Annotated in this window: 23 protein-coding genes; 8 read left to right on the top strand and 15 right to left on the bottom strand. The window is 64.1% G+C overall.

The window, feature by feature from the left end; all coding sequences use genetic code 11:
* Positions 1 to 23: 23 nt before the first annotated feature.
* The 3 genes from uraH to BH683_RS21145 are packed head-to-tail and all read right to left on the bottom strand — an operon-like array spanning position 24 to position 2,906.
* Positions 24 to 350 (bottom strand): hydroxyisourate hydrolase, encoded by a 327-nt coding sequence (gene uraH / locus BH683_RS21155; RefSeq protein ID WP_084838262.1) that lies wholly within the window; start codon positions 348 to 350, stop codon positions 24 to 26.
* Positions 347 to 886 carry a 2-oxo-4-hydroxy-4-carboxy-5-ureidoimidazoline decarboxylase gene (uraD, locus tag BH683_RS21150; protein WP_084838261.1) on the bottom strand — a complete coding sequence of 180 codons (540 nt, stop codon included), beginning with the start codon at positions 884 to 886 and terminating at the stop codon, positions 347 to 349. The genes uraH and uraD overlap by 4 nt, the downstream gene beginning before the upstream one ends.
* Positions 887 to 905: 19 nt before the next feature.
* Positions 906 to 2,906: a solute carrier family 23 protein gene (locus BH683_RS21145; RefSeq protein ID WP_084838260.1), complete on the bottom strand. Its 2,001-nt coding sequence runs from the start codon at positions 2,904 to 2,906 to the stop codon at positions 906 to 908.
* A 204-nt stretch (positions 2,907 to 3,110) separates the two neighbouring features.
* Here BH683_RS21145 and BH683_RS21140 point away from each other — a divergent pair, with 204 nt between their 5' ends.
* Positions 3,111 to 3,707 (top strand): NTP transferase domain-containing protein, encoded by a 597-nt coding sequence (locus BH683_RS21140; RefSeq protein ID WP_281492330.1) that lies wholly within the window; start codon positions 3,111 to 3,113, stop codon positions 3,705 to 3,707.
* On the opposite strand, the gene BH683_RS21135 is transcribed toward BH683_RS21140, so the two are convergent.
* The 8 genes from BH683_RS21135 to BH683_RS21100 all read right to left on the bottom strand — a co-directional run bounded on the left by BH683_RS21135 (position 3,704) and on the right by BH683_RS21100 (position 13,217).
* The gene (locus BH683_RS21135) at positions 3,704 to 4,048 is read right to left on the bottom strand and encodes a hypothetical protein (RefSeq protein WP_084838258.1); all 345 of its coding nucleotides are present in this window, start codon (positions 4,046 to 4,048) and stop codon (positions 3,704 to 3,706) included. The two genes, BH683_RS21140 and BH683_RS21135, sit on opposite strands and share 4 nt — an antisense overlap.
* 9 nt (positions 4,049 to 4,057) lie before the next feature.
* Positions 4,058 to 5,848 carry an acetyl/propionyl/methylcrotonyl-CoA carboxylase subunit alpha gene (locus tag BH683_RS21130; RefSeq protein WP_084838257.1) on the bottom strand — a complete coding sequence of 597 codons (1,791 nt, stop codon included), beginning with the start codon at positions 5,846 to 5,848 and terminating at the stop codon, positions 4,058 to 4,060.
* 177 nt (positions 5,849 to 6,025) lie between these two features.
* Entirely contained in the window at positions 6,026 to 7,480 is a 1,455-nt protein-coding gene (locus BH683_RS21125) for a condensation domain-containing protein (protein ID WP_084838256.1), read from the bottom strand.
* On the bottom strand, positions 7,477 to 7,893 hold the full coding sequence (locus BH683_RS21120) for a SufE family protein (RefSeq protein WP_246833510.1): 417 nt from the start codon (positions 7,891 to 7,893) through the stop codon (positions 7,477 to 7,479). Before BH683_RS21120 ends, BH683_RS21125 begins: the two co-directional genes overlap by 4 nt.
* Positions 7,890 to 8,786, bottom strand: coding sequence for a sulfurtransferase (locus tag BH683_RS21115; RefSeq protein ID WP_084838254.1), 897 nt, complete (start codon positions 8,784 to 8,786; stop codon positions 7,890 to 7,892). The genes BH683_RS21120 and BH683_RS21115 overlap by 4 nt, the downstream gene beginning before the upstream one ends.
* Positions 8,787 to 8,862: 76 nt before the next feature.
* Positions 8,863 to 10,206, bottom strand: coding sequence for a condensation domain-containing protein (locus tag BH683_RS21110; RefSeq protein WP_094647640.1), 1,344 nt, complete (start codon positions 10,204 to 10,206; stop codon positions 8,863 to 8,865).
* A gap of 6 nt (positions 10,207 to 10,212) precedes the next feature.
* Complete coding sequence (locus tag BH683_RS21105; RefSeq protein ID WP_084838253.1) at positions 10,213 to 11,694, bottom strand: condensation domain-containing protein; 1,482 nt, start codon at positions 11,692 to 11,694, stop codon at positions 10,213 to 10,215.
* A gap of 44 nt (positions 11,695 to 11,738) precedes the next feature.
* Positions 11,739 to 13,217: a condensation domain-containing protein gene (locus tag BH683_RS21100; RefSeq protein ID WP_168187091.1), complete on the bottom strand. Its 1,479-nt coding sequence runs from the start codon at positions 13,215 to 13,217 to the stop codon at positions 11,739 to 11,741.
* Between BH683_RS21100 and BH683_RS28755 the strand changes: the two genes are divergently transcribed.
* The 4 genes from BH683_RS28755 (at position 13,207) to BH683_RS21085 (ending at position 16,502) form a co-directional block, all read left to right on the top strand.
* Complete coding sequence (locus BH683_RS28755; protein WP_168187090.1) at positions 13,207 to 13,533, top strand: hypothetical protein; 327 nt, start codon at positions 13,207 to 13,209, stop codon at positions 13,531 to 13,533. The two genes, BH683_RS21100 and BH683_RS28755, sit on opposite strands and share 11 nt — an antisense overlap.
* Before the next feature lie 232 nt (positions 13,534 to 13,765).
* Positions 13,766 to 14,740 (top strand): ATP-binding cassette domain-containing protein, encoded by a 975-nt coding sequence (locus BH683_RS21095; protein ID WP_084838251.1) that lies wholly within the window; start codon positions 13,766 to 13,768, stop codon positions 14,738 to 14,740.
* Positions 14,737 to 15,573: an ABC transporter permease gene (locus tag BH683_RS21090; RefSeq protein ID WP_084838250.1), complete on the top strand. Its 837-nt coding sequence runs from the start codon at positions 14,737 to 14,739 to the stop codon at positions 15,571 to 15,573. The genes BH683_RS21095 and BH683_RS21090 overlap by 4 nt, the downstream gene beginning before the upstream one ends.
* 56 nt (positions 15,574 to 15,629) lie before the next feature.
* On the top strand, positions 15,630 to 16,502 hold the full coding sequence (locus BH683_RS21085) for a glycosyltransferase family 2 protein (RefSeq protein WP_084838249.1): 873 nt from the start codon (positions 15,630 to 15,632) through the stop codon (positions 16,500 to 16,502).
* A gap of 12 nt (positions 16,503 to 16,514) precedes the next feature.
* Here BH683_RS21085 and BH683_RS21080 read toward each other — a convergent pair whose 3' ends face one another.
* Positions 16,515 to 17,783, bottom strand: a complete 1,269-nt coding sequence (locus BH683_RS21080) for a glycosyltransferase (protein ID WP_084838432.1) — start codon at positions 17,781 to 17,783, stop codon at positions 16,515 to 16,517.
* A 153-nt stretch (positions 17,784 to 17,936) separates the two neighbouring features.
* Here BH683_RS21080 and BH683_RS21075 point away from each other — a divergent pair, with 153 nt between their 5' ends.
* Genes BH683_RS21075 through BH683_RS21065 form a run of 3 tightly spaced genes read left to right on the top strand, consistent with a single transcriptional unit; the run spans position 17,937 to position 21,924 of the window.
* Entirely contained in the window at positions 17,937 to 19,226 is a 1,290-nt protein-coding gene (locus BH683_RS21075; protein ID WP_084838248.1) for a glycosyltransferase, read from the top strand.
* Positions 19,223 to 20,551 (top strand): hypothetical protein, encoded by a 1,329-nt coding sequence (locus BH683_RS21070; protein WP_084838247.1) that lies wholly within the window; start codon positions 19,223 to 19,225, stop codon positions 20,549 to 20,551. Before BH683_RS21075 ends, BH683_RS21070 begins: the two co-directional genes overlap by 4 nt.
* A 26-nt stretch (positions 20,552 to 20,577) precedes the next feature.
* Positions 20,578 to 21,924, top strand: coding sequence for a hypothetical protein (locus BH683_RS21065; RefSeq protein WP_084838246.1), 1,347 nt, complete (start codon positions 20,578 to 20,580; stop codon positions 21,922 to 21,924).
* Here BH683_RS21065 and BH683_RS21060 read toward each other — a convergent pair.
* Genes BH683_RS21060 through BH683_RS21050 form a run of 3 tightly spaced genes read right to left on the bottom strand, consistent with a single transcriptional unit; the run spans position 21,909 to position 26,207 of the window.
* Positions 21,909 to 23,315, bottom strand: coding sequence for a condensation domain-containing protein (locus BH683_RS21060; RefSeq protein ID WP_084838245.1), 1,407 nt, complete (start codon positions 23,313 to 23,315; stop codon positions 21,909 to 21,911). The genes BH683_RS21065 and BH683_RS21060 overlap by 16 nt on opposite strands.
* Positions 23,278 to 24,699 (bottom strand): condensation domain-containing protein, encoded by a 1,422-nt coding sequence (locus BH683_RS21055; protein WP_143696108.1) that lies wholly within the window; start codon positions 24,697 to 24,699, stop codon positions 23,278 to 23,280. Before BH683_RS21055 ends, BH683_RS21060 begins: the two co-directional genes overlap by 38 nt.
* Complete coding sequence (locus tag BH683_RS21050; RefSeq protein ID WP_084838243.1) at positions 24,696 to 26,207, bottom strand: condensation domain-containing protein; 1,512 nt, start codon at positions 26,205 to 26,207, stop codon at positions 24,696 to 24,698. The genes BH683_RS21055 and BH683_RS21050 overlap by 4 nt, the downstream gene beginning before the upstream one ends.
* Positions 26,208 to 26,290: the final 83 nt, after the last annotated feature.

The following is a 26,290-nucleotide window of genomic DNA, read 5'->3' as shown; positions in this document are numbered from 1 at the left end:
CCTGTAGTCACTTTCTCTTTTGGTCAGCTGCCGCGGTAGGTGGAATATGCAAAGGGGCTCAGCAGCAGCGGTACATGGTGATGTCGCGTGGTGTCGGTGACGGCGAACGCGATCGTCACCTCTGGATAGAAGTTCTCGATCTCCCTCGCGCCGAACCAGGAACCGGTCTCGAACGTGAGGCGATAGGTGCCCTGTGGTAGCTCGCCGCCGGTGACGGAAGCTACGCGGCCGTCGGAATCGGTGATCGCCGAAGCCAATTCGGCTCCGGCATCGTCATGCAGTGTCACGGTCAACCCCGGCGCGGGCAGTCCGGTGACGGCGTCGAGGACGTGGGTGCTCAATCCGGTCACGGGTGAGCACCTTCCTCCTCGTCGACGTAGTGGACCGCGGGTTCGAGCATCACCCGCAAACGCCGACGGTTGATCTTGCCCAGTTCCATTCGCATGACTCGTCGTTCGGTCTGCGGGTCGTTGCCCATCCGTTCCTTGAGGATTGCAAGCAACTCGGCTGCCGGCCTGCCGTTGGCGAACACCAGATATACATGACCGAACTTGTTCTCGTACTCGGCGTTGCATTTCTTGAGCTCATCGATGATCGCGGCGTCGGCACCGGCGACTCCTGATTGCTCGCTGGCCGACGACGGGTTGTCGGCGCGATCGCCGATACGTGGGTGCCCGTCGAGGGCCTCGTCGAGATCGGATTCGGTGAGCTCGGCCAAGATCAGATCCGCACGTTCGAACAATGCTTCATCGTCGGGGAACGGACGCCCTGCCGCCACCCGGATCGCCCAGATCCTGGAGGTGCAGCACTCGTAGAGGGCGTGAATGGCCTGGCGGTCGCTCAGTTCGTTGAAACTCTCGACACCACGCCAATCGACTCGTCGCACGATTGTCCTGCCTCTCTCATCAGCCCATGACGTCTTGGAAACGGTTGAACCGCGCCGAGACAATGGGATTGGCGTCCGCCACGAGATCGTCGAACCGATAGTTGGCGATCTTCGCTATCTCGATCAGCGCAAACGACTTCTCGCTGCCTGCTGCATTGTCCATGCGAGTCCAGCCGTTTCGGAGTACGCGCTCGTATCGCTCGGTCTCTCTGGCGCAGATCACCAGCGGGAAACCGAATTGCTGACGATAGGCCCTTGCCATCTCGACGATGTTATCGTGCTCTTCCTCTTCGAGATTGGACAATGCGGTGTGATCTGAGGCGATCATGTCTCCGACCTCGTCTTCTGCGTCGAGATCCGGGAATGCCCTGATCAGTTCGAGCTGTTGCTCATCGCTACCTGTGAGCAGTGCGTCCTGGAAGGAAGCGCGCAGGTCATGCGCGTTCTCGAATGGCCGTTGCTCGTACGCGGCGTCGACAACCCACGTCACGTTCTGCACGAGGCCACCGAAGGTCTCGCGGAACTCCTCCAACGTCATCTTGTTGATCTCGGCAAGTCGGATGGAGCCGCCGCCCGCGATCGCCACGCCGCGACTGCCGGTGTGGAAGAACAGCAGATTCAGCAACAGTGCGGTGATGGCGCCCATGGTGATGCCTGCGCCGAACGGGATCTGCAGCAGAACACCGGGCACGGCCTGGTCGACACCTGACATGCCCGGCACCTCGACCACGTTGCCGTCGACGATGACCTCAGACGGCGCCGAGGACTGGCTGAACTCCACGTACAACCCCATGGCCAGCGATGTGCTGACGATGATCAGGTTCCGGTGGTCGGTGAAGTCGACCTTTCCCAGGGTGTGGATGCCGACCACCGCGACCGTGGCGAACAGGGTCATCGCGGCGCCGCCCAGTACCGGGGCCGGGATGGCTTCGACGATCTTGGCGGTCTTGGGCAGTAGTCCCAGCAGGATCATGATGCCACCGGCGGCGGCGACCACCCAGCGACTCTTCACCCCGGTGAGGCGGACGAGGCCCACGTTCTCCGAGAACGCGGTGTAGGGGAACGAGTTGAAGATGCCGCCGATCACGGTGGCCAGGCCGTCCGCGCGAACGGTGGCAGCGATGTCTTCCTTCTTGATGCGTTTGCCGACGATCTCACCGGTTGCGAACACCGAACCGGTGGACTCCACAGCGATGATCATCATGACCACGATCATCATCACGATGGCGATGAGGTCGAAGCGTGGCGCGCCGAAGGCGAAGGGCGGGGTGAATCCGACCCAGTCGGCCTCGCCGACAGCGCTGAAGTTCGTGTCGCCGAGGATCCAGGCCACGATGGTCCCGACCACCAGGCCGAGCAACACCGCAATGGTCGCCCAGAAGCCGCGGAAGAATCGCTGCATCAGGACGATCAGGAAGATCGTGCCCACCGCGTACAACAGCCAGCGGCCGTTGCCTGCGTCCGAGGTGTGGGTGGCGGGGTCGGTGGTCGCGTCACCGATGCCCACCGGCAACAGCGCGATACCGATGATCGTGATGATGGTCCCGGTCACGACGGGAGGGAAGAACCGGATCAGTTTGGCGAAGAACGGTGCGATCAGGAAGGTGAAGATTCCGGCACAGATGACGGCCCCGTAGACGGTCAGCAGTCCGACGCGTTCTCCTCCGTTGTCGTTGGCGATCTTGATGACAGGCGCGAGAGCAGCGAACGTGATGCCCTGCAGCAGTGGAAGCCGGACGCCGATCTTCCAGATGCCGACCGCTTGCAGGATTGAGGCGATGCCACAGGTGAAGAGGTCGGCGGTGATGAGCATCGTGAGGGCCTCGCCATCGAGGCCGATGGCGCCGGCGATGATGAGTGGCACCAGTACCGCTCCCGCGTAGAACGCGATGACGTGCTGGAACCCGAGAACAGCGAGCTTGCCGACCGGCGGGACCTCGTCGACGGGATGAACTCGCTTCTTCTTGACAGCCGGAACGGGGGGAGTGGCTGTGGGGTTTGCCTCGGGTTCGCTGCTCATCGTGATACCTCTTGGATGAAAGGGTCCTACAGGGCGCACAGCGGTCGACGTTTCTCGGATCGGCCGCATTGCTCAGAGAAAGGATCACCCCAACTCGACTCGTCCGCAGGATGAGAAAAACGAATATATCGTCGCGGACAGGCAGTGCGATGCGATGACTGCGCGGTTGCCGCTCGACGACGGAATGATGTCTGGGAGGTGACTGTGAAGGGTGCGTCCGGGGAAGATCTCTCGGGTGACGACGCTGCGACAGTCGTGGGGGTGCTGCTCGCCGCGGGTGCGGGAACCCGGTTCGGGATGCCGAAAATCCTTGCAGAACAAGGCGAATGGTTGCGCCTGTGCGTTTCCGCACTGATGGCAGGAGGCTGCCGAAGGGTGTTCGTCACGGTGGGTGCGGCCACGACGGCGATGCCCCAGGGGGCCGAGGCGGTGCAGGTCCCGACGTGGCGGGAAGGACTGAGTGAGTCGGTGCGTGCCGGGCTTGTTCGCGCCCGCGGCTGCGAGGGTGTGGTCGGCGTTGTTTTACACGTTGTTGACATTCCGGACGTCTCGGCACCGCAGGTCCAAAGATTGCTTGCCGCGGCAGGACCTGCGCCACAGGCACTTGCCCGCGCGACCCACTTCGGGCAAATCGGTCACCCGGCATACATCGGTGCCGATCACCTTGGCGCCGTGCTCGATTCACTGGCCGGCGATCGCGGGGCCGGGCCTTACCTCGCCGGACGGGATGACGTCATCGACGTCGAATGCGCCGACCTGGGAACCGGCATCGATCACGACTTCCCGGCACCCCGGCTCTAGCCGACGATCGTGTAACCCAGTGCGCCTTCGGCGAATCTGCGGACCACCGGGCGTGCTGCGGCGAGGGGTTCGTCGAAGCCGTCGCGCGCGTAACCGGTGAGCTGGGCCTCGCCTTCATCGCCCAGCGGTTCGATGGCGATCTCGGCCAGCATCTCACCGGTGGTGGGTTCACAGACGGCCCAGGTGAATCGGGTCTCCTCATCCCACCCGCGTTCGCAGGCGCGCACGTAATCAGGGTCGGTGACACCGGCCAGCGCGAGCGCCGGCCGGTCGGTCACCCGGTCGTCATCACGCAGGGCGCGTAGATACCACGCCCCTGCGTTGATCTCGACAGCCTCGATGGTGCGGTCCTACTTGAGCTCGAACAGGACCGTGCCCTGGGTGACCGCGGCACCGGCTTCGATGGACAGGCCCGTCACCACGCCGTCCTTGTGGGCGGTGACCGGATTCTCCATCTTCATGGCCTCGAGAACCACGACGAGTTCGCCCGCGGTGACTTCCTGGCCTTCAGTGACCGCGACCTTGACGACGGTGCCCTGCATGGGTGCGCTCACGGCATCACCCGATGCAGCGGCGGCGCCGCCCTTGGCGCGGGTGCGGGACTTCGGCTTCTTCTTGACGGCGCCGTTCGAACCGCCGCCCCCACCGAGAGCGAGATCGCCGGGGAGCGAAACCTCGAGGCGACGTCCGCCGACCTCGACCACGACAGTCTTGCGTGGCTCGGCGTCGTCTTCCTCGATCGGCTGGGCGCCGGTGTACGGCTCGATCGGGTTCTCCCAATCGGTTTCGATCCACTTGGTGTAGATGTCGAAGCCCTCGCCGTCGCCGATGAAGGCGGGGTTGGAGACGATGTGCCGGTGGAACGGGAGCACGGTGGCCAGGCCTTCGACCTGGAACTCGGCCAGAGCGCGACGTGAGCGCTCGAGCGCCTGCTCGCGGTTCTCGCCGGTGACGATCAGCTTCGCGAGCATCGAGTCGAACTGACCACCGATGACGTCACCCTCGACGACACCGGAGTCGACGCGGACGCCGGGGCCCGTCGGCTCCTTGTAGACACTGATGGGTCCGGGGGCGGGCAAGAAGCCGCGACCGGCGTCCTCGCCGTTGATCCGGAACTCGAAGGAGTGGCCGCGGGGAGTCGGGTCCTCGGTGAACTCGAGCTTCTCTCCTGCGGCGATCCGGAACTGCTGACGCACGAGGTCGATGCCCGCGGTCTCTTCCGTGACGGGGTGCTCGACCTGCAGGCGGGTGTTGACCTCGAGGAACGAGACCAGTCCGTCGGCGCCGACGAGGAACTCGACGGTACCGGCACCGTAGTAACCGGCTTCCTTGCAGATGGCTTTGGCCGAGGAGTGGATTCTTTCCCGCTGTTCAACCGTCAGGAAGGGGGCGGGTGCCTCTTCGACCAGCTTCTGGAAACGGCGCTGCAACGAGCAGTCGCGGGTGCCCGCGACGATGACGTTGCCGTGCTGGTCGGCGATGACCTGGGCCTCGACGTGACGGGCCTTGTCGAGGTAACGCTCGACGAAGCACTCGCCGCGGCCGAATGCGGAAACGGCCTCACGGGTCGCAGAGTCGAACAATTCAGGGATTTCTTCGATCGTGTACGCCACCTTCATGCCGCGACCGCCACCACCGAATGCTGCCTTGATCGCGACGGGCACACCGTGCTCCTGCGCGAATGCGACAACCTCACTGGCGTCCTTGGCGGGGTCCTTGGTGCCGGGTGCCATGGGGGCGTTCGCCTTCAGCGCGATATGACGCGCGGTGACCTTGTCGCCGAGGTCCCGGATCGACTGAGGCGACGGTCCGATCCAGGTGAGCCCGGCGTCGATGACGGCCTGGGCGAACTCGGCGTTCTCCGACAGGAAGCCGTATCCGGGGTGGATGGCGTCGGCGCCGGACTTGGCGGCGGCATCGAGGATCTTGTCGAAGACGAGGTACGACTCGGCCGAGGTCTGGCCACCCAGGGCGAAGGCCTCGTCGGCCAGCTTCACGAAGAGGGCGTCCGCATCGGGTTCTGCGTACACCGCGACGCTGGACAGACCGGCGTCCTTGGCGGCCCGGATCACTCGAACCGCGATTTCTCCGCGGTTGGCGATGAGGACTTTCGTGAGTGCTGTGCTGGCGTGACTTGGCACTTGATCTCCTGTTGGGCGCTGGTGGATGAGCGTCGGCGACATTGTCTCGGGTATCGATGTCTCGGTACGTGGGCCGCCGCGGCCACGGGTCGTGGTCGGCAGCACTCAATGGAGTCTAAGCACCTCGTTCTCCGGGCTCGACCCCAACCCACAGATCGCTCGCTCGGTGCGGTTTTCCTACTCGCGGGTAACTTTTCCGTACGTGCTCTGGTCGCCGATCGCGGTGAGGAAATCCCCGAATGCGCCGAGGAAACGGCCGACCTGATTGTGGGTTCGTCCGTGTGACGGGAAGCGGGCCGAGATGCGCAACCCCGACGCGGTGCGATTGACCCAGATGTACACCTCGTCGGCCGAATAGTTGTGGCTGCGCAGAACCCGCGCGCGGCCGGCGTCGGCCTCGGCATTGCCGGGAGCGAAACGCAGATCGATGAACGACACCACGAACTTCGGCTCCGGGAAGTCGAACTCTTTTCCGAGGATTTCCCCGACGCGAAGGAACGGCAGGCTCGATGCTTTGCGGACCCGCCGCAGCTCCTCGGTGGCACGTCCGATCGCCTGGCCGAAATCTGCTGCCTGGGAGCTGTCGAGCCGGAACGGGACCGTCGCCACGAACCAGCCGAGGGCCCCGAACCATTGCTGGTCCCCCCGCGTGTGGCGGGGGATGACGCACCGCATCACCGGGCCGCCGCCGAGATCGGCGTACACGGCGCCGAGGGCCGCCATGACACCGGCGAAGAGCGAGCCGCCCGCCGCTGAACACACGGCGGTGAATCTGTTGGTCTGCTCGTCGTCGAGAAGCTCGGCGGTGATCGACCCTTGCGGGGTGAGTTCGGGGGGTTCATCGGGCCCGGTCTCGTGGCCCGGTACGCCATCAGCCGGCTCGGCGTCACCGCCGAGTTCCAAGCCCGGCAGCTTCCCGCCGGTGTCGCGCAGGAAGTCCGACCACACGGCGATCGCCTCGTGATCACTGCCTGCCGCGTCCGCCTCACGGCGTTGGTACGCACTGAAATCGACGTACGAACCCACGGGGGGCAGGTCGGGTCGAACCTTGCGTCGGCTCGCTGCATACAGCGACACCAACTCGTGCTGGGCCATGATCAGCGAGTAACCGTCGACCAGAGAGTGGTCGGCAGCGAACAGCAACGTGAAGGAGCGTTCGCGGGCGACCGTTGCGAAAAGGTATGCGGGCCACTGCAATGGTGCCGTTGCCCGGTCGAAGGTGCCGCTGAGTTGGTCGAGGAGCGGTCCCGGTTCTCCGTACCAGCCGACCCTGCCCATCTTCAGTTTCACCGAGCCGGGGGGCGTCGTCATCCGGGCCAGGCGGTCGGCCCAGATCACCACGTGACTGCGCAGCACCTCGTGCCGGTCGATCCACATCGAGAAAGTGGATCGGATCGCAGGGATGGACAGCGGCTCGTCGAAATCGATGGCCAATCCGAGCCAGGATTCGCGTCCGCCCTCACGGCGGTGGCGTAGCCGGTACTCGAATGCCGAGCGCAGGTGCTGCTCGTGATTGTGGGACGTGGGCCGAGAATCGGCCTTCCAGTGTACCAATCCGCCATCGGTGTACGGCGACCACTCGACCAGCCCGCCCGGTTCGACGGGCTGGTCCATCATCTGGATGAACTTCATCGACCCGTCGGGCCCAGGTGTGCCTTGATACGGGCCAGCATGGCCGCCATCCCGCGAAGGCGCAGCGGGCTTATCGCGGAGTCGAGGCCGAGACTGGTGTAGAAGTCTCCGGGCACGGCCAGGATCTCCGCTGCGCTGGCCCCGTTGAGGCCCTGATGGAGAATCGAAGCGAATCCGCGGGTGGTCGGCGCCTGTGGTGGGGCGCTGAAGAAGAGCTGGACCGAGTCGGGATCGGTGTCATCCACCGAGAGGAACAACGGTGACTGGCACTCGGGCACCGGTTCCATCGCCGCCTCGGCGAGGTCGTCCGGCAATTCGGGGAGTTCGTCGGAGAACTCGAGTAGCAACTGGATCTTCTCTGAGTCAGAGAGGGCAGCGAAGTCCTCGATGATCTCGTCGAGAGCGGCCGTCACCGCGTGCCGCTCGCGGTGCCCGGTTCGTCGCCGGTGACGATCGGCGCCCGCACCGCGTTGCCCCATTCGGTCCACGAGCCGTCGTAGTTGCGAACCTTGTCGAAACCGAGGAGATGGGTGAGCACGAACCAGGTGTGCGACGAACGCTCCCCGATGCGGCAGTAGACGATCGTCGACTGGTCGGGGGCGAAGTCCGAGTACAGCTCGCGCAACTCTGCCGCCGGCTTGAACCGCCCGTCGGGGGCTGCCGCCTTTGCCCACGGGATCGACACCGCGGTGGGGATGTGGCCGCCGCGCAGCGCACCTTCCTGCGGATACTCCGGCATGTGCGTGCGCTCACCGGTGTATTCCTGCGGCGACCGGACATCGATGAGCGGTTCGGTCCCGATGCCGGCCTTCACCTCGTCGGCGAAGGCTCTGATCTGCGAGTCATCGCGCTCGACGACCGGATAGTCGGATTCGGGGTACTCGGGCACATCGAAGGTGATGTCGCGGTCCTCGGAGAACCAGGCGTCACGGCCACCGTCGAGCAGGCGGACGTCTTCGTGGCCGAACAGCGTGAACACCCACAGCGCGTAGGCGGCCCACCAGTTGCTCTTGTCGCCGTAGATGACCACGGTGTCATCGCGGCGAATGCCCTTGCTGCGCATCAGCTCTGCGAACTGCTCGCCGGAGATGTAGTCGCGGGTGACCGGGTCGTTGAGGTGCAGATGCCAGTCGACCTTCTGCGCGGTCGGGATGTGCCCGATGTCGAACAGCAGCACATCTTCGTCGGACTCGACGATCTTGAGACCGTCGGTGCCGAGATGGGCGCTGAGCCACTCGGTACTGACCAGGCGCTCGGGGTGAACGTACTCGGCAAAGCCGGGGTTGTTGTCGATCTCCACGGTCACGGGTTTGCTCCAAATCGGCTGGGCGTTGCGGGGGCGAATACCTCACGAGCGTAGTGCGCCGGAGGTGCTCGTGGAGCTACCAGGGTTGCCGCAGGAATCGGGAGAGTTCATCGAGGAAGGATGTGACGACCGTCGCGGCGGCGTCGGTGTCCGGATACCGGCTGCGCAGGGCGAGTCCGCGCTCGGTCCGCGATATCCAGAATTGCGCGTCGTCGGCCGTGGTCACGTTGGACACGTGGTGTGCCCCGATGTCCTCGTGCGCCGACGCGCCGGGGAGTCCGCGGTAGTCGACGAACGAGACCATGAAGATGTCGTTGCGCTGATGGTTGAGGCCTCCCATGGCGGCGAGTACGTGCGGCACGGGCACCTCACCGAGGGCTACCGCCGCGCGCAGTGCCGGACCGGCACGCTGAACGGACTCGCTGAAGTCCTCGGTCGCGGCCACCTTGATCGGCGCGTTGGTCGTGAACCAGCCGACCGCGCCGCGCCACTGTTCGGAGCGGCGGGTATGCAGTGGGAACAGTAGCGACATCTGGGGGCCGCCCCCGAGAACCCGGACGCACCGTGCCATCGCGGCGAGGATGCCCGCGAACACCGATGCTCCGTTGCTCCGGCAGAACACCTCGAAGGCGGCGGTGGTGTCCGCATCGAGCAGGTCGCGCAGGTCCACGGCCTGGGGTGCCGACTGCCCTGGCGGGAGTCCCAGGTCGAGCGGGAAGCCCGGAGGCGTGTTGTCGTGCTCGTCGAAGAACGTCAGCCAGGCGCGCATCCTCGGGTCCCGGGGGCCGATCACCGCGGCCTCCGCCTCGGCGGCGCAGTAATCGACGAAATTGCCCGCCATCGGCATCGTGTCGGCGACAAAGCCGCCGGGTTCGTCGAGGCAACCGCGATAGAGCTGATGGAGGTCGTCGATGATGATCGACATCGAGTACGCGTCCACATGAGCGTGGTCGAACCCGCAGAAGACGGTCGAGCGCTCGGCCCGGTCGATCGCCGCCAGCAGGTAGGCGGGGAATCCGAACGGGTGGCACGCCGTGTTCAGCGTGCTCCACAGCAGATCCCGCAATCCCTCGGGTGAGTCCGCCGCGGCGATCGGCTCCTGGTTCAGGATCAGCTCGGCTGGGTCGTAGAGTTCGCGTTCGATCTCGCCGTCGCGCCGCACGAACGCACTGTGCAACGTGCCGTGGCGTGCGATCAACAGTCGGTAGGCCCGCTCGAGCGCCTTGACGTCGACGCGCCCATCGATGTCAAAAGCTGCTGCAAGCCAGGTACTTTCGTCCGCAGACCCGCTCAGGTGGAATCCCTGGTTGAACGAGGGGGGTACCGACGAGGCGACAGGTCGGACGGCTCCGGAATCGACCGTCCACTGCATCAGGTTGCCGGGATCGGGCAGGTAGTGGTCAATGGTGGTGACGTGCAAGCGCGGTCACCTCGATCCGATGTTCATGGCAGACGCATCTCTTCCGTCGCAAATCCTGCGGGTCCCGGACTGGGGTACAGCGTAGTCTCCGGTGGTGACAACTCGATCGAACACCGACCACAGGTGTTCGTGGTATCGCTTGACCTGGAGCTGCGCCAGGGTGGTGTCCGGGGTCTGGCTGCCGAGGTAGAGACGCTCGTCGTCGCGGTTGAACCACATAGAGGCATTCGCGGTCCGGCCCTCTCCGGTGAAGAGCACGCCGCGGTCGTAGGCTTGGCCTCCATATCCGGGGAACCGGCGAAAGTCGATGTATGACAAGAGGTTGGGACTTGCCGCGACATCGGCGGGCGAGGCGCCCGACTTCAGCAGGGCGGCGATGACGCTCTGTGCGGGAACGGCAGCGAGACGCTTCGTTCGGGTGTAACCGGCCAACGCGACCGGCACCAGATCGGTGAACGATCGGGCACCTTCGACACCGAACGCGACCGGGGCGAAATTGCAGAACCAGCCCTGGGACATCCCGAAGTCGGCGAACAACCGCGTGGCGAGTACCGAGATACCGAAATAGTCGGCGCGGGCGGCCAGTTCGTATTCCGTGAGTGCAACCGCGGCATAGATCCCCGACAAGAAGGTGCCGCCGGCCTCCTTACAGATGCGCTCGAACCGGGCGATACCGTCGGCGTCGAGCACATTGAGTTCGACCGGTCGGACCGGGGCCGTCTCACCGGGCGCCAGGCCCATGTCGAGGGGAAATCCCGGCATGACTCCGCCATGTGATTCGAAGATGTCGCGCCACTCGATGATCTCTGCGGAGTCGGCGTCGAAACCGGCGGCGAGCTGATTCTCCAGCCGCGCGTACTCGAGGAAACTGCCGGCCGGTGTGCTCGCGAAGGGGGCCGGTTCATTTCCGGTGATCTCGGCGTCGTACAACTCCACGATCTCGGCGAGCGCCAGCGCCTGGGAGGCCCCGTCGCTCAGCGCGTGGTCGCACCCGTAGTAGAGGGTGAAGCTGCCGGTGCGGCTGATCGCGCCGAAGGCGAACCCCGGCCAGCTCGTTGCCACCGCCTCACTTCCGAAACGGCTGTGGAGGTAGGCCCGGAATTGCTCGTGATCGGTGAACTCTCCGGCCACCCTGGCCTCGAAGTCGACGTCCCCGGGATCGAGGAGGTGTCGGGTGATCTCCACCCCGTCGGTGTCGAACCAGGTCCGCAGGCCTTCATGGCGCAGGACGAAGTTGCGCAATGCCCGGGTCAGCGCATTGCGATCGAGATCACCGTCGATGTCGGTTCCTGAGCCGAGATAGGCCTTGTGATCATTGCCCACTTGCCGGGCGGCGTTGCAGGCCCTGATGTGGTTCTCCTGCAGAAACGACAGTGGGCCTGCGTCCTGGGCGGCCGCGGCCGCGCGCTCGCTCGCGGCCGCCGTCGGATGCCACTCGATCAGGGTGCCACCGGCCGGGGTCCACCAATCCATCGCGGTGATGATCACGTTGAGCGCCTCTCTGTACCGGGACGTCGTCCCGCTGGACCGGTCTAGGCCGGGAACTTGTCTTGCGAGTAAGGAATCGTGAGCGAGGTCAGCGAGCGGCCGGCGGTGGGATGGTCTCCGGCGCGAGCGAACCCGAGCAGCAGTTCTCCGAGGGCATCGACGTAGCGGCGTACTCCCGCCTCGGCGATCTCGGTGGCAGGAAAGCGAGCTGACACCGTCATTCCGATCGGGGTCCGGGCTATCCACAGGTACACCTCGTCGTCCGAGAATGTGCCGCTGCGCAGGGTGCGTCCGCGCCACCGCTCCCATTCCGCCGCGCCGGGAACGAATCTCACGTCGAGATAGGAGATCACGAACTGTGGGACGGCGCGTTTTCCGAGCAATTGTGCGATCCGAGGGTACGGAAAGCGGGCAAAGCTCTTGGTGGCGGCAACCGCTTCGGCGCCCGCGTTCATGCAGTCACCGAAAGTCTCGGCGGCGGTGACGTCCACCTCGACCGGGATGATGCCGACGTACCAGCCGACGGATTCGACGTACTGCGACTCGTGGCGGGTGTGCATCGGCATCACGAACCGGAGTGTGGTGCCGCCGACCAGCTCGCGGTGCGCCAGCGCCAGTGAGGCGAGTACGGCCGACTGCATGTTGTGGCCGAGTTCGCGGCAGTGGGCGTTGACCTGAGCGACCTGCTCGGTCGACAGCAGCCACGTGGACATCCCGTTCTGCTGGTGGCCCGCGTGTGGATTGATGCCCTCGGGTTTGACCGGCAATCCGAAACGTGGGAACTGCCCGCCGCCGGCGTCGAGAAATTGCTGCCACGTCTCGACCGCGTGGTGCTCAGGGGTGAGCCCGCCACCGATGACGCGATCGTTCGCGCTGAAGTCGACGTGACTGCCGATCTCCGACAGCGCCGGATCGATTCCGAGGAGCTCGTACGCGTACAGGCGCTGGATCTCGCTGATCGCCAGCAGCATCGAATACGCGTCCATCACCGAGTGATCGGCGCCGAAGACGACGAGAAAGCCGTTGCCGGCAATCGGGGCGTCGGTGTCCGAGACGGTTGCCACCAGGCAGTGTGGCCACGTCAGCGGAGAGATCTGGGTGTCCAACAGATCGATGAGGTGTGCGCGTACGCGAGACCCGTTGCCGAGGTGGCCGACGGGGTGGGGAGCCATGTCGAGCACTTCGCCTGTGCTGGTGAGCCGGGTGAGGCAGGTACTTCCCTGTGCGTCAACAGTTTTGGTCACGGTGGTTCGGAAGGCCTCGTGCCGTAGCATCCAGGCCCGGAGTGTTCGCCTGACGGCGTCGGCATCAAACCGCAGGTGGATCTCGAAAGCCGCACCGAGCCAGGCGGATTGACCGTCGGATGGTTCGCCCGACAACCCGCGTGTGTAGTGGTCTTCGTGGTCGTAGGTCAGTGGACGGGAGTCCACAGACCAGCACGCGCCGTCGGCTCCGGTGGTGGGTATCCACTCGGTGAGGCTGCCCGAAGGCAGCGGATAATCTGCAAGTTCAGTGAATTCCATAGTCCCGCATCCGGTTTCCGGTGATGACGTGCAATTGCGATCGCTGATGGTCGGAGAGGTTCTGACTGCGCTTTCCAATCGTATGGCCGGACTCTCACGATTTCGTCCCGAGGATAAAGTGTTGTTCATCACGTTTAGCGTTGCAAACAGTCGGACAACACAGTTTGCCGAAAGCGCACGAGAAGGTTGCGGAAACGCTGAAAACAATCTTCTAACAGCCATTTTGCCGGGCGCGGTGAATGTCGGGGCGACGCGTCTGCGCGGCGAGGTCGAGCACATTTTGCGAGTTGGTGTCGGTCATGTGACATCGGTGTGAAATAAGTTGGCTTACAGTAATTTTGACAGCTTGTGGAGCGCGATCGATCCGGAGCCGACTCTTGCGGGGATTCGTTGGCAGGGACTAACCTTCGGCTGTGGGGTGAACGCTCGGCGGAATGCCTTGGTGGTTCGACATTTCTTCTGCATTATCAGTTGGCGCCGTGGCCACATAGCGAAATGTGATCAAGAAAAGGGCGACCAGAATCGGTGTCCACTAGGAGGAGAACACGATGGGCAACCGATCACCGCTGGCGATCGAGGCGACCGGACTCGTGAAGGCCTATGGAAGTTTTCGCGCTGTCGACGGCATCGATCTCGCAGTACCTGCGGGAATCGTCTACGCCGTGCTCGGACCAAACGGGGCCGGCAAGACCACCACCGTGCGCATGCTGGCCACACTGCTGCGGCCCGACGCCGGACATGCTTCGGTGTTCGGATACGACGTCGTCCGCGATGTCACGGCGGTGCGCTCCCTGATCGGGGTGACGGGCCAATATGCCTCCGTGGACGAAGATCTGACGGCGGCCGAGAACCTGATGATCTTCGGTAAGCTCCTCGGCTTGTCGCGGGCCGCGGCGAAATCCAAGGCGGCGCAATTGCTCGAGGAGTTCGGCCTCGAAGCCGCGGCCGACAGGTCTCTTCGGCACTTCTCCGGCGGTATGCGCCGGCGCCTCGACCTCGCGGCCAGCCTGATCTCGCGCCCGCCGTTGTTGTTTCTCGACGAGCCGACCACCGGACTCGATCCGCGGACGCGCGCGCAGATGTGGACCACGATCCGGGCGCTGGTCGCAGCAGGTTCCACTGTTCTGCTGACCACGCAGTATCTCGAGGAGGCCGACCAACTGGCCGACCGCATCGCGGTGATCGACAACGGCCGGCTTGTCGCGGACGGAACCGCGGACGACCTGAAGGCGGCCGTCGGGGACTCGACCCTCGTGTTGTCCCTGAGTGATCCAGGGCTGGCGGCGGAAGCGGCGGGCATTGTCGCCGGCTACACGCGCACGGAGGTGACCGTGTCAGGCAACGGAGGAGTCGCCGCACCATTGGGCGATCTCTCGCTCATGCCGGAGCTCCTGTTCGCGCTGCGGGCGGCGGGCATCGAGCTCCGGGAGATCAATGTGCAGAAGCCCAGCCTCGACGAGGTGTTCTTCACCATCACCGGGCAGCCCAGCAAGGTACCCGAGATCCGGGAGGATGCCGCATGACCGCCGGAACCGAGATCCCGTTCAATCCCGAAGTCGCGGCGGTGCTTGCCGATCGGCACATCCCGAAGCACGTCTCGATGGGCAGATCGGTCTCGCAGGCACTGACCATGGCAGAGCGCGGGTTGCTCAAGATCAAACACAATCCGCAGCAGCTGTTCGACGTGGTCATCCTGCCGATCGTGTTCACGGTGTTGTTCTCCAGCATCTTCGGCGGAGCCATCGCCGGCAATGTCAACGCATATCTTCCGCTGCTCATCCCGGGCGTGCTGGTCCAGGTCGCCGTCGCCGCGTCGGTGACCACAGGTGTGCAACTGCGCGAAGATCTCGACAAAGGAGTCTTCGATCGCTTCAAATCCCTTCCCATCGCTCGGATCTCGCCCTTGGCCGGTTCGCTGCTGGCGGATGTGGTGCGGTATGTGGTGGCGACCGGGGTGACCGTCCTTGTCGGATTCGCGATGGGGTACCGGCCAGGAAGCATCGCCGGGCTCCTCGCCGGCTGTCTTCTCGTCATCGTCGTGGCCTTCGCGTTGAGCTGGATCTTCGCGCTGATGGGTGTCCTGATGAACAAGGCGTCCACAGTGCAGGGGGTCTCGATGCTGATCTTGATGCCGCTGACCTTCGTGTCCAACGCATTGGTGCCCGTCACGACGTTGCCCGGGTGGATGCAGTCCTTCGCCTCGGTGAATCCCGTCTCGCATCTTGTCTCCGCGGTGCGAGAACTGGCCGTCGACGGACATTTTGGTCCGCAGATCGCGTGGTCGCTGATCGGAGCCCTGGTGGTGCTCGCCATCTTTGCGCCGCTGACCCTGCGGGTGTACATGCGCAAGACCTGACCGATCTGCCAGGTGGCGAACAGACCTGTGCGGATGCCTGACATCGGAGGAGTGTGATGGATTCAAAGTGTTTGTCGGTGGTGGTCCCCACCTTCAACGAAGAGGAAGTGATCGGCGAATGCCTCGAGCGCTTGAGCCGGCAACTCGATCACATCCTTGAAATCGTGGTCGTCGACAACAACTCGACCGACAAGACAGCCGACATCGTCGCCACGTTCACAGAGCGGTATCCCGAGATCAGGATGATCTCCGAGACTCGGCAGGGATTGGTCTTCGCCCGCAATGCCGGTCTCGACGCCAGCGTCGGCCCAGCGGTGGCGAGGATCGATTCCGACACACTCGTGCCGCCACACTGGGCTCGGACGATAGTCGCGTTCCTGCAGGAGGACACCGCGCACGATTGGGCGGCCCTGTGCGGATGGGGTGAGGCGTATGGACTGCCTTACGGGAACGCGTTGAGCGATCTCAAGGAGCGGTTCATGCCACTGCGATCGAGAAGGAAGAAGCACCGCGTCAAGGATGTACCGGTGTTGTATGGGTCGAACATGGTGCTCCGCCGCGAGACGTGGTTGCAGGTGCGGGACCGGGTAAGTTCGCGACGTGACCTCTTCGAGGACGTGGACACTGGGCTTTGTGTGAAGGAGACCGGCGGACGCAACGCATTGCTTGCCGATCTCACCGTCGGTGTCTCGCCGCGGCGGATGGAGACCAGCCCGCTCGGCTTTGTCACCTACATGCTATGTCTTCCTAGGACTCTGATGCTCCACAAGCGGTTCGTTTGGGCTGCGCTTGCTGCGCTCGTGTATCTGCCGATGGTCACAGTCCTGCATGTCGGACGACTGATGGTCATCCGCGCCTACGACAAGGAGACGGGAGAGTTCGCTGTCCGCAACGTGCTTCGCCCGACAAGCGATCGGATCATGCCGTGACCGCTCGAGGTGTCACGCGCGCACCGCCTTCTCGGCGATCTCGGCCGCGGCGGTGACTGCCTTCCGAGGTGAGACCAGTTGCGCCGCAACGTTGTGGGCTGCACGGGTGTGATCGGGTGTCAGTACGGCCGCCAGCGCACTGCGCAGCCCATGGGCATCGATCTTCGCGAGTGGACTGCTGTATCCGGCGCCGATACGGGTGACCTGCCGTCCCCACATCGGCTGGTCGGCGCCCAGCCAGTAGATGAGGGTGGGCAGGCCAGATCGAAGCGATGCAGCCGTCGAGCCGGCTCCGCCATGGTGAACTGCCGCGACACAACGCGGCAGGATCGTGTCGTGATCCACTGTGGGCACCGCGTGAATCCGGTCTCCCCACTGGGTGGGACGGAGGCCGCTCCATCCCGTTGCCAGCAGGACACGCAAGCCCAATGCCTCGGTGGCGGAGGCGATCACGGTTGTCAGTGCGTCGGGGTCAGCAACGCTCATACTGCCGAATCCGACGTACAGGGGTGGCGGGCCGGCGTCGAGCCACATCAGTAATTCCTCATCGGATTGACCGTCACCCATCTTTTTTCTCGTCGACGGCGTGAGGTTGAGGAATCCGACGAGTGGCCTGTCGCAACCCCATTCAGACCTGAGCCCGGGAAACAACGCCTGGTCATAGGCCTGGATCTCGGGTACGCCCTGGCGGCCGATACGGGTTGCCGCAGGTGCATCGGTCGCTCCTAGTCCAAGTTCTCGCAGGAGTGTGTCTTCGGCCGATCTGGTTGCCCGCCAGAGGACTTGCTCCAGGATCGTCCAGCTGGCGCGGGTCAGTGACTTCGGCGGATCGATGCCGAACTGCGTGAGCAGTGACACCTCGCCGTTGCGACGAATCGGGCAGAGGTGGACAGGAAGGTAGGGAATGCTTCGCGCAAGCGCGACGTTAAGCGCGCGTTCTTGCCCTGCGCTGCCGCCGATGATGGCGTCAGCATCTTCGGTGAGGTCTAGCAGTTCCTGTTGCATCGCTCTGCCACCACGCAGCGTGATCTGCGACACCGCACGCAATTTCGTGATCGGATTCGAAGACTTGAGGTCGCGGGAGACGACCTCCGATTCAAGGAGATCTCGGGTGTCGAGTCCGTAGGCGTAGGTGTTGAGTCCAGAGGTGGCGGCGAAACCGACAAGATTGGGTGGTACGGCGAGCTTGACATCGTGTCCACGAACGGACAATTCGCTGCCGAGCGCGATCGCGGGTTGTACATCGCCGCGACTTCCGTTGAACGCCAGTACAAACTTCACTGCGCCTCCATTCGGTTCAGGCATGGGTCGTTATTGCCGGCGGTCGACGCCTGTCTTCCCGGCGGCATCTCGCCACACTGCACGACCCTAACGTCTCGCCTAAGATCGGTGTGAATGACGCGGTCGGGGCCATGACATTGCCGGGAGGCGAAAATGCGGTTTGTCCTCGCGTTCAACGGAACGCGTGGCGATATTCAGCCCGCGGTTGTACTCGGTGCCGAATTGCTACGACGTGGGCATGAGGTGGTGTTCGGAGCGCCGCCCAATCTCGTCCAATTCGCGTCCAGGGCCGGCCTCGACGCCCGTCCGTTCGGATACGACACGAGGGCGCACATCAACTCGGAGGTGGTTCGAGAAGGCGTGCGCACCGGCGGACCGCTCAAGAGGCTACGTGCGTTGGCCGAGATCCGCGATCACGGTTGGAGCCAGATGGTCGATGAGATGTTCGGACTGGCCGCCGGTGCGGACGCCATCGTGACCGGATTTACCACGGCACAGATCGCATTCGGTTTCGCTGAGCGAGACAAGATACCCATCGTTGTGGTGCACCATGCGCCGATCACGGAGAACCCCTATGTCTCACCGTTTCCGGGGGCGCCCCTGACTCTTCCGGCCCGGGTGAACTCCGCGAGCTGGGCTGCGGTGACCACGGCATTCTGGTGGCTGACCAAGGGACGGGAGAATCGGCTACGCAAACGTATCGGACTCCTGCCGGCGAAAAGTCCGCTGCCGCAGCGGATGGATGCCTCGGGTGCCATTGAGATCCAGGCATACGATCCGGTGTTCTGCCCCGACCTCCCACTGGTGTGGGGTGCGCGCCGCCCACTCGTCGGGTTCGTGGACCTTCCGGTTGAGCTTCGACGCAGAATCGGCGCGGATCGGCTGGATCAGGACACCGACGATTGGATTGATCGTGGTGATCCGCCCGTCTACTTCGGCTTCGGGAGCATGCCCGTTCGTGATCCGGAGGCCCTGTTGGTCGCCATCGATGAGTCTTGTCTGTCATTGGGCGTGCGAGCCCTGGTGTCCGCGGGCTGGAATGACATCGAGCAGAGATCTTCCGAGCGGTTACGCGTGGTTGGTGCCATCGATCATCACCGGGCATTTGCCCGTTGCCGTGCGGTGGTGCATCACGGGGGAGCAGGTACCACGTCCGCAGCGATTCGGGCAGGCAGGCCGGCACTCGTGTGCTGGCTCGGATCGGACCAGCCCTTCTGGGGCATGCAGCTCGAGCGGATGGGCGCCGGTGTGTCGACGCGGCTCACAACGCTCGACGCCGAGATCCTCCGTGACAATCTCGAGGTGATCCTCGGCCAGGCGTATGCGGAGCGAGCAGGCGACGTGGCGTCGTGTCTCATCCCGCCGGAGCAGGCGATGCGTACGGCCGTCGATCTGATCGAGGACGCAGCCGTGGAGGGCAGGACGATCAGGGTGCCGGCATGATGATGAAAAGGCTGGCGCCGGAGGACTTCACATACTGGTTCGTGCGCAAGGCCTTCGGCTGGTCGGTGGTGTTGCAGGTGCTGTGGACGTTCGATCGCCCGCCGTCGGCCCATGCCATCGCCGCCGTCAATGACCAGCTGGGCCGCAGTCCACTGAATCGGCGAGTGATCGGGTCCCGATTCCCCTTTGCCCGTCCGCACTGGGTGCATTCAGAGCAGACACCGGCGCTGGTCATCGACGACGGGGTGATCAGCGCCGGCGCAGTGGAAGAATGGGCGGCCGGCGAGCTGTACGACACGCCCCTCGATCCCGAACACGGGCAACAATGGCGACTGCGGGGGTCCGCGACCACCGAGGGCGGCTTCGTGCTGTCGTTGACCGCACTGCATCTCGTCGCCGACGGTAAGGCGACGGTGTCGGCGGCCGCCGACGCCTTCGGCGGCTCCGCTGCCGACAGTCTCGGCACCCGGAGCATGGGCCGCGTCCGTGCGCTGCTCGCCGATGCAGGTGACTCGATCGCCCAGATGGGTTCTGCGGGAATCGGTGCCGTCCGTGCGACAGTCGCGACGTTGGTCTCGGACAACGCTCCGTCGCCGCCGACAAGGGCGCCGCGGCCAGCGATGAACGTCACGGCTCCCGCGGCACGCGGACCGTGGGCAGTCGTCAGTGTGAACGTCGACGACTGGACCAAGGTCGCGGACGACCACGGTGGCACCGCCAACAGCCTTTTCGTGGCGGTGATCTCGGGGCTGCTGCGTACGAGCGGCTACGCGCCGACCGGGCATCCGATCAAGGTCGGGATCCCGGTGAGCAGTCGGACGCCCGATGACGAAGGCGGAAACGCGACCGCGGGTGTCTCGGTCCATCTGGTCGACGAACCGATCGCGGGGGGAGACCTTGGCCCGATCCGGCGCAAGTGTAAGGCCGCGTTCGCCGCCCTGGCGGAGGGCAGACGTCCGGCGATGATTCATCTCCTGCCGCTGATGTGGCTGCTGCCGACTTCCCTGATCGTGAAGGCGGTCAGTTCCGGCGGGGGGATGCCCGATGCGGTGGCGTCCAATCTGGGGGCCTTCTCCGAGACGCTGTCCGAGCTCGGCGGGGTGCCCGCGTCGGGCGTCGCGTTTCGCGGTATCGCCCAAGGCGTGGACCCGGCGCAGCGGTATCGGTTTGGGGAAGGGGTGCAAGCCTGGATGCTCGAGGTCGGCGACCAGTTGACGTTCTCGGTGGCGGCGTTTGACGAAGTGCGATTTGCCGATCGGGCGCACTTGCACCGCTTGCTCGCCGCCGAACTCGACGCCTGGGGCGTACCACACAGCATCTGGTGATGCATCGACTGGAGGGATGACAAGCGATGACTCTCAACGTAGCAAAGACAGACCGTGTCACCGGCGCGGATGAATCGTATCTGTTGGCGGAGGACCTTTTCGGGCTCGGCGCACCCATCCAGTTCCTGTGGGTTTTCGACCGCGATCCGGGAGAGCCGGCCCTGCGAATGCTGCGTGACGAGTTGGCATCGGGCCCCCTGAACCGGCGGGTGCGCCGCACCTGGTTGCCGATGGCCCGCGATCGTTGGATCCGCTCCGAAGAAATCGGTGAGCTTGCGCTTGCCACAGCACCGATCGCGGATGACGACATCGGTGAATGGATGGACGGTTGCGTTCGTCATTCTGCGTTGCGGCCGGCCGCGGGCCGCGGTTGGCAGCTAGACGGTGTACCCACAGAATCTGGTAAGTACGCACTGTCGCTGCTGGTCTCGCACATGATCTCGGACGGGCAGGGGGTGTACGTGGCGCTGGCAGCGGCACACGCAAGGGCCTCGGTCAACACGCTGCCCACCTGGGAGGAGACCCGTGGCTGGTCTGGAATCCGGAGCGATCTCGTCGACGCCGGGGGACAAGTCGTTGCGGCGGCCAGAGCTGCCGCGGTCCTGGTCACCGCGCTTCTCAGGCAACGCGGCGCCGGAGGTGGTGCTGGCCCCTCTCCGAAGACTTTCGTCACTACGGGACGCGAGGGTCCCGAAACCACGCTCGCCACAGTCGATGTCGACAAAGAGCACTGGCTTGCGCGCGCGGCCGAACACGGTGGCACATCGAACAGTCTGTTCACCGCGCTGCTTGGCGGCCTGGTCCAACGCTCGGGTTACCCGGTCCCTGCCCCGGCGATGCGCTTGTGCATCGCAGTGAGCAGGCGGGGCGAGGACGATGACCGCGCGAATGCCTCAGGTGGGGTGTGGATCCGAGTTTCTGGCGAGATCAGCCCGGAACGGGGCCTCGGCGAGATCAGGGCGTTGAGCAAGCAGGCGTTCATCGACTACGCGAACAATGGTGCGGCCCAGGTGGCCGACAATCTGCAGCCGGTGGTTCGTCTGCTGCCGAGACGTCTGATCGGGAAGATGATGCAGTCGATTCCGGGTCCGGATACCACCGTCTCAAACCTGGGGGTCGTACCGCAGACTGTACTCGAACTCGGCGGTGAGACTGCGACATCATTCGGGATCCGGGCGATCATGCAGGGTCGCCCGGCGGAGCATCGGCGGACGCTCGGGCCGGCGGTGGCGGCTTGGGCAGTCGAGTACGGCGACAAGGTCACGATCACATTCTTCGGGATCCATCCGGACCACTTCGGAGACGCTGCGCTGCTGCGCACCCAGATCGCCGAGGAGTTGACCGCGTGGGACATCGATCACCGGATTTGGTGACCGGCGCGCGCGACCGCGATCACCGACCTCGCGAGTTCGATCAACGTCTGCAGTACCGTCGGTACGGTCGTCCGGGCGATCGTGGTCGCCGGGTATCGCGCACGAAGATGCAGCCCGCTCTCATCACGCCAGAACCACAGCTGGAGCGTGTCGGTTTTGCCGGAGCTCGACACATGTTTGGGCGAGACGGATTCGGGCAGGTCGAAGCGTCGGTAGTCGACGTACGACACCATGAAGATGTCGCTCCGCCTGGTGTGGATGCGGTCACCGAATGCACCGTATACCGACGATATCCCGACGTCCGCAGCCAACACAGCTGCTGTGAGCGATTCGATGGCCTTGTGCGAAGCGCAGAACAGGTCGGATTCGGCTCCGTCGACGAGAAGTGGGCCGTTAGAGACAAACCAACCGACAGCTCGTTCTCGATCCGGGTGTCGACGAGTGTGTACGGGAATTATCATGGCTGTCTTGTCGGGCCCACCGGATCGCTGGATAGCGATGGCGAGGCACGCCAGCATCGTTGGATAGGTACGCAATCCGTGCTCGCGCGCGGCGACGTCGAAGAGATGCGCGGTTGCCGCATCGAAGACTTCACGGACGTCGATGTGGGACGGCACCTTGTCTCCCTCGGCTACACCGAGATCGAGGGGAAACTCCGGAACCGACCAATCGGTGGCGGACAGGAGTGTGTGCCACGGCGTCAGGCGAGGGTCGTCGACACGAGACGGCTGCGGGACCCTTGCGCCGCCACTGGACAAGAAGGATCCCGCGGCGGGCACAGCAATCCCGCGAAAGTGGTGCAACAGGTCCTCGGCGACGATCGCCACAGATATCGCGTCGACGAAGCAGTGATCGAATGCGCAGACGACAGTGGTCGATTCGCGGTGCTCAACGGTGGCAAAGAAGTGGGGATACGGCTGGAAGGGTGTGCACGTCGTGTCGATGGCCGACCTGAACGCCGGAGCTCCCGCGATAGTACTGTCGTTGAAAAATGTGCGAGACACGTTCTCCAACAGCGAAGTTCCGGGCTCGTAGATGAACCGCTGGTAGTCGACGGCCTCTGCATCGTCTGAACCGTCGGTGACGGCAAAGTGCCCACGAAGCACCTCGTGGCGCTCGAGGAGCGCGCCGAACGCGTCGGTGAAGGCTTCAGGTGGATGATGGCCGGGCAGTTCGATGGTCAGCGCCAGCCAGCCGATGCCGCCGCCGCGGACCGAATCAAGATGAAATCGTTCGTTCTCAGACGGCCCGATCGGGCTTGGTTGGGCCGCACCGCGGGCTGAGATCGTCCAGGTGTCGACATATCCGGAGGCGATGACCAGGTTGTCAATCGTGGTGAGTAACATATGCGAGCTACTCGGCCAGTCCTCGCCGTACTGTTCGGTCGTCACCGTCGGCGAAGCCTCGCAAGAAGTCGGAGAATATCGAGAAGTATTCCGCGGTGTTCTTGCGGGCCGTGTCGTTGTCAGGGAATTGGTACAGCAGACGTATGCCGAAATCGCCGCGGTTAATCCACATGTTCGCGTTCCGGGTGCGTCCGCGCCCGGGGAGGATGAGTGCAGCTTTCTTCGCCGGATCGTCTGCTCGGGGTAGCCGCCGTAGGTCGAAGAACGAGACCATCTGCGGAGACCCGCTCTCGAGGTCTATCGACCCCTCGGCCGCGAGGTACGCCAATGCGGCGTGTACGGGAACTGTGCCGATCTCTCGCGCCTTTCGGGTCGCGACAGTCGCAATTCGGACAAGGTCGTCGAACTTGTCGCCGTGGTTGACAGGGAATGCGATCGGCGCGAAATTGCACAACCAGCCCTGGGTACCGAGGTGTTCCGTGGAACGGATGGCGAGAATGGTGGTGGTGAAGAAGTTCTCGTTGCCGGTGAGCACGTTCTCGGCGGCGGCGAGTGCCGCAAACGTGCAGCCCTGCAGCGAACCCGAATGATTCATGGACCGGAGGCGCTCGTCGAGCCGATCGGCCTGGGAACCGTTGATCACCAACTGTTCTGCGACGGCCGTCGCCATCGTCTCGCCGTCCCGCAGCCCGAGATCCAGGGGGAATCGGGGAATCTTGCCTTTGTGGGTCTTGAGGATTCGCCGCCAGTCATCCAACAACGGGTCGTCGATTCGGACCTGGCCTGCGCGGTTAATCTCGTCGGCGACATAGTCGACGTAGTTCCCGGCCGGTAGCAGCTCGAGCTCGCCCCCATGGAGTTCGTGTCGGTAGATCTCCAAGATCTCGTCGAGGGCAAGTGCCTGCGACACCCCATCGGTGTGAGAGTGATCAGCGACAAAGTAGAAGCTGAAGGTGTCCCCGGCATCGATGGCCCCGAACGCGTACCCGGGGAGATGGTCGAAGACTGCTTCGGAGTCGATACGGGAACTCACGTACTGGCGCAGCTGGTCGTGGTCACCGGAGGGGCCGATCGCGGCTGCAGTGAACTCGATGGCCTTGTCGGGGATGAGGTATCGGGTCGGCGCCCCGTCGTCGACCTGATACCAGCACCGGAGTTCGTCGTGTCGCCGGACGAAGGTCGTCAGGGTGCGCGACATCGCTTCGCGGTGCAACCGTCCGTCGACTGTCGTGGCGATCATGGCTATGGCCTGGTTGGTCTCGCCGATCTCACGTTTGGCGACGGCGGCCATCAGGTGGTCGCGCTGAAGGAACGATGGCCCTGTCGCGGCTGCCGCAGACAGATCTTTGGCGGCGCTGCGATCACGAAGATGCCACTCCACCAACTCACCGAGCGGGGGCGACCACCAGCTCAGTGTTGACCCTCTCACCGGCGTGCGTCCGGAAGAGAGGCACCTTTGCGAACCTTTTCTCTGATTGCTTGGGTGTCGAACAGGACGTCGCCGTCCTCGACTACCGCGCGGAGCACCTCGTGGAACGTCGAGATGTAACGGTGAACGGATTCGCTAGCTTGCCGGTCGGTGGAGAATCGCGCAGAGATGTTGGTTCCGTTGGGGATTCGGTTGATCCAGAGGTAGACCTCGTCCGAATTGCGAGTGGAACTGCGCAGTACCCGAGCCCGCTGGGTGTCCCAGTCCTGCGACCCCTCGGCAAAGCGGAGGTCGATGTACGAGATGACGAACTGGGGTGGGGTCTTGTCGCCGATCAGATCGGCGATCGGGTAGTACGGCGACGTTCCCAGTTCTTTGTATTCGCTGACGTTGGGACCGATGTTTGCGATCGCTTCGGAGAAGCTCTGCGCCGAACCGGGTCGAAGGTGGACCGGTATGATTCCCACAAACCAGCCGGCCGATCCACCCCACCGGGCTTCCGTTCGCGTGTGAACAGGACTGATGAACCTGAGATCGCCGGTCCCCGTGAGTCTCCAAGTGGTGATTGCCAACGCTGCGTAGATGCCGGCCTGCATGTTGGCCCCGAGGTCCTTGCACACCTGGTGAAAGCGCTCTGTTTCCTCTGTGTTCAACAACCAGGAGGAGAGGCTGGACTGGTACCGGCTGTCACCGGGCGCCGCGATCGCTCCGTACGGACGCGCCGCGTTGTCTGGCAACGGCCGCTGTACCGGGAACTGTGGCATCGGTCGCGGCTGCGTGTCCGGCGTCGAATCATGGTGGCCGCGAAAGAATGATGTCCATCTCGACACCACAGCGTCGTCGGCCGTGATCTGCGCTCCGAGTTCGCGCTCGGTGTGGCTGTAGTCGACGTAACTCCCGAAGCTGTGGAGCTCGTCGGGAACACCGTGGAGTTCTGACTCGTAGATCGTGGTCAATTCCTTGATGGCGAAGACCTGGGTGTAGGCGTCCATGACGGTGTGATCCGCTGCGAAGATCACCAGAAACGACTCGGGATCGGTGGTCGGTTCAATCGTGACCGCGATGCACGGCGGCCAGTGCAGTGGATTCACCCTGGTGTTGAACAGTTCGTTGACCCGCCCGAAGATGTCGGTACTCGGCACGACATCGGACGTCCCCGCCGACTCGATCGAGATCGTTTCGATGGGAACGGTACGGCGATGGAAGTCGATCGTGCCGTGTGCTTCTGACGGCACCACAGACGCACGGAAGGCTTCATGACGTCCGTACCACCGATGCATCGTTCGCGCGAAGACGTCCGCGTCGAGCCGGTGGTTGATGGCGAAGGCCGTTCCGATCCATTCGCTGTACCAGGCGGCACCCTCTGAATACGCGCGGCGCGCGTGTTCGAGATGCATGTACGAGAGTTGCCGATCGTCGTCACGCCACGCATCGTCGGGGACCAATGGAAACCATTCGGTCAGCACTCCACTCGGGAGTGCGTAGTCGGCCAATTCTGTGTATTCCATCGGATGTCCCCGTCCGTTGTTGTCGACTGCAGCGCGATCCGCACTGGTCCAAATCTGAGTCGTTCGTCGAATGTCCGTGGTTG

The sequence above is a fragment of the Williamsia sp. 1138 genome (assembly GCF_002095435.2).
Classification (GTDB): Bacteria; Actinomycetota; Actinomycetes; order Mycobacteriales; family Mycobacteriaceae; genus Williamsia.
This window is presented reverse-complemented; position numbering and strand designations above follow the sequence as displayed.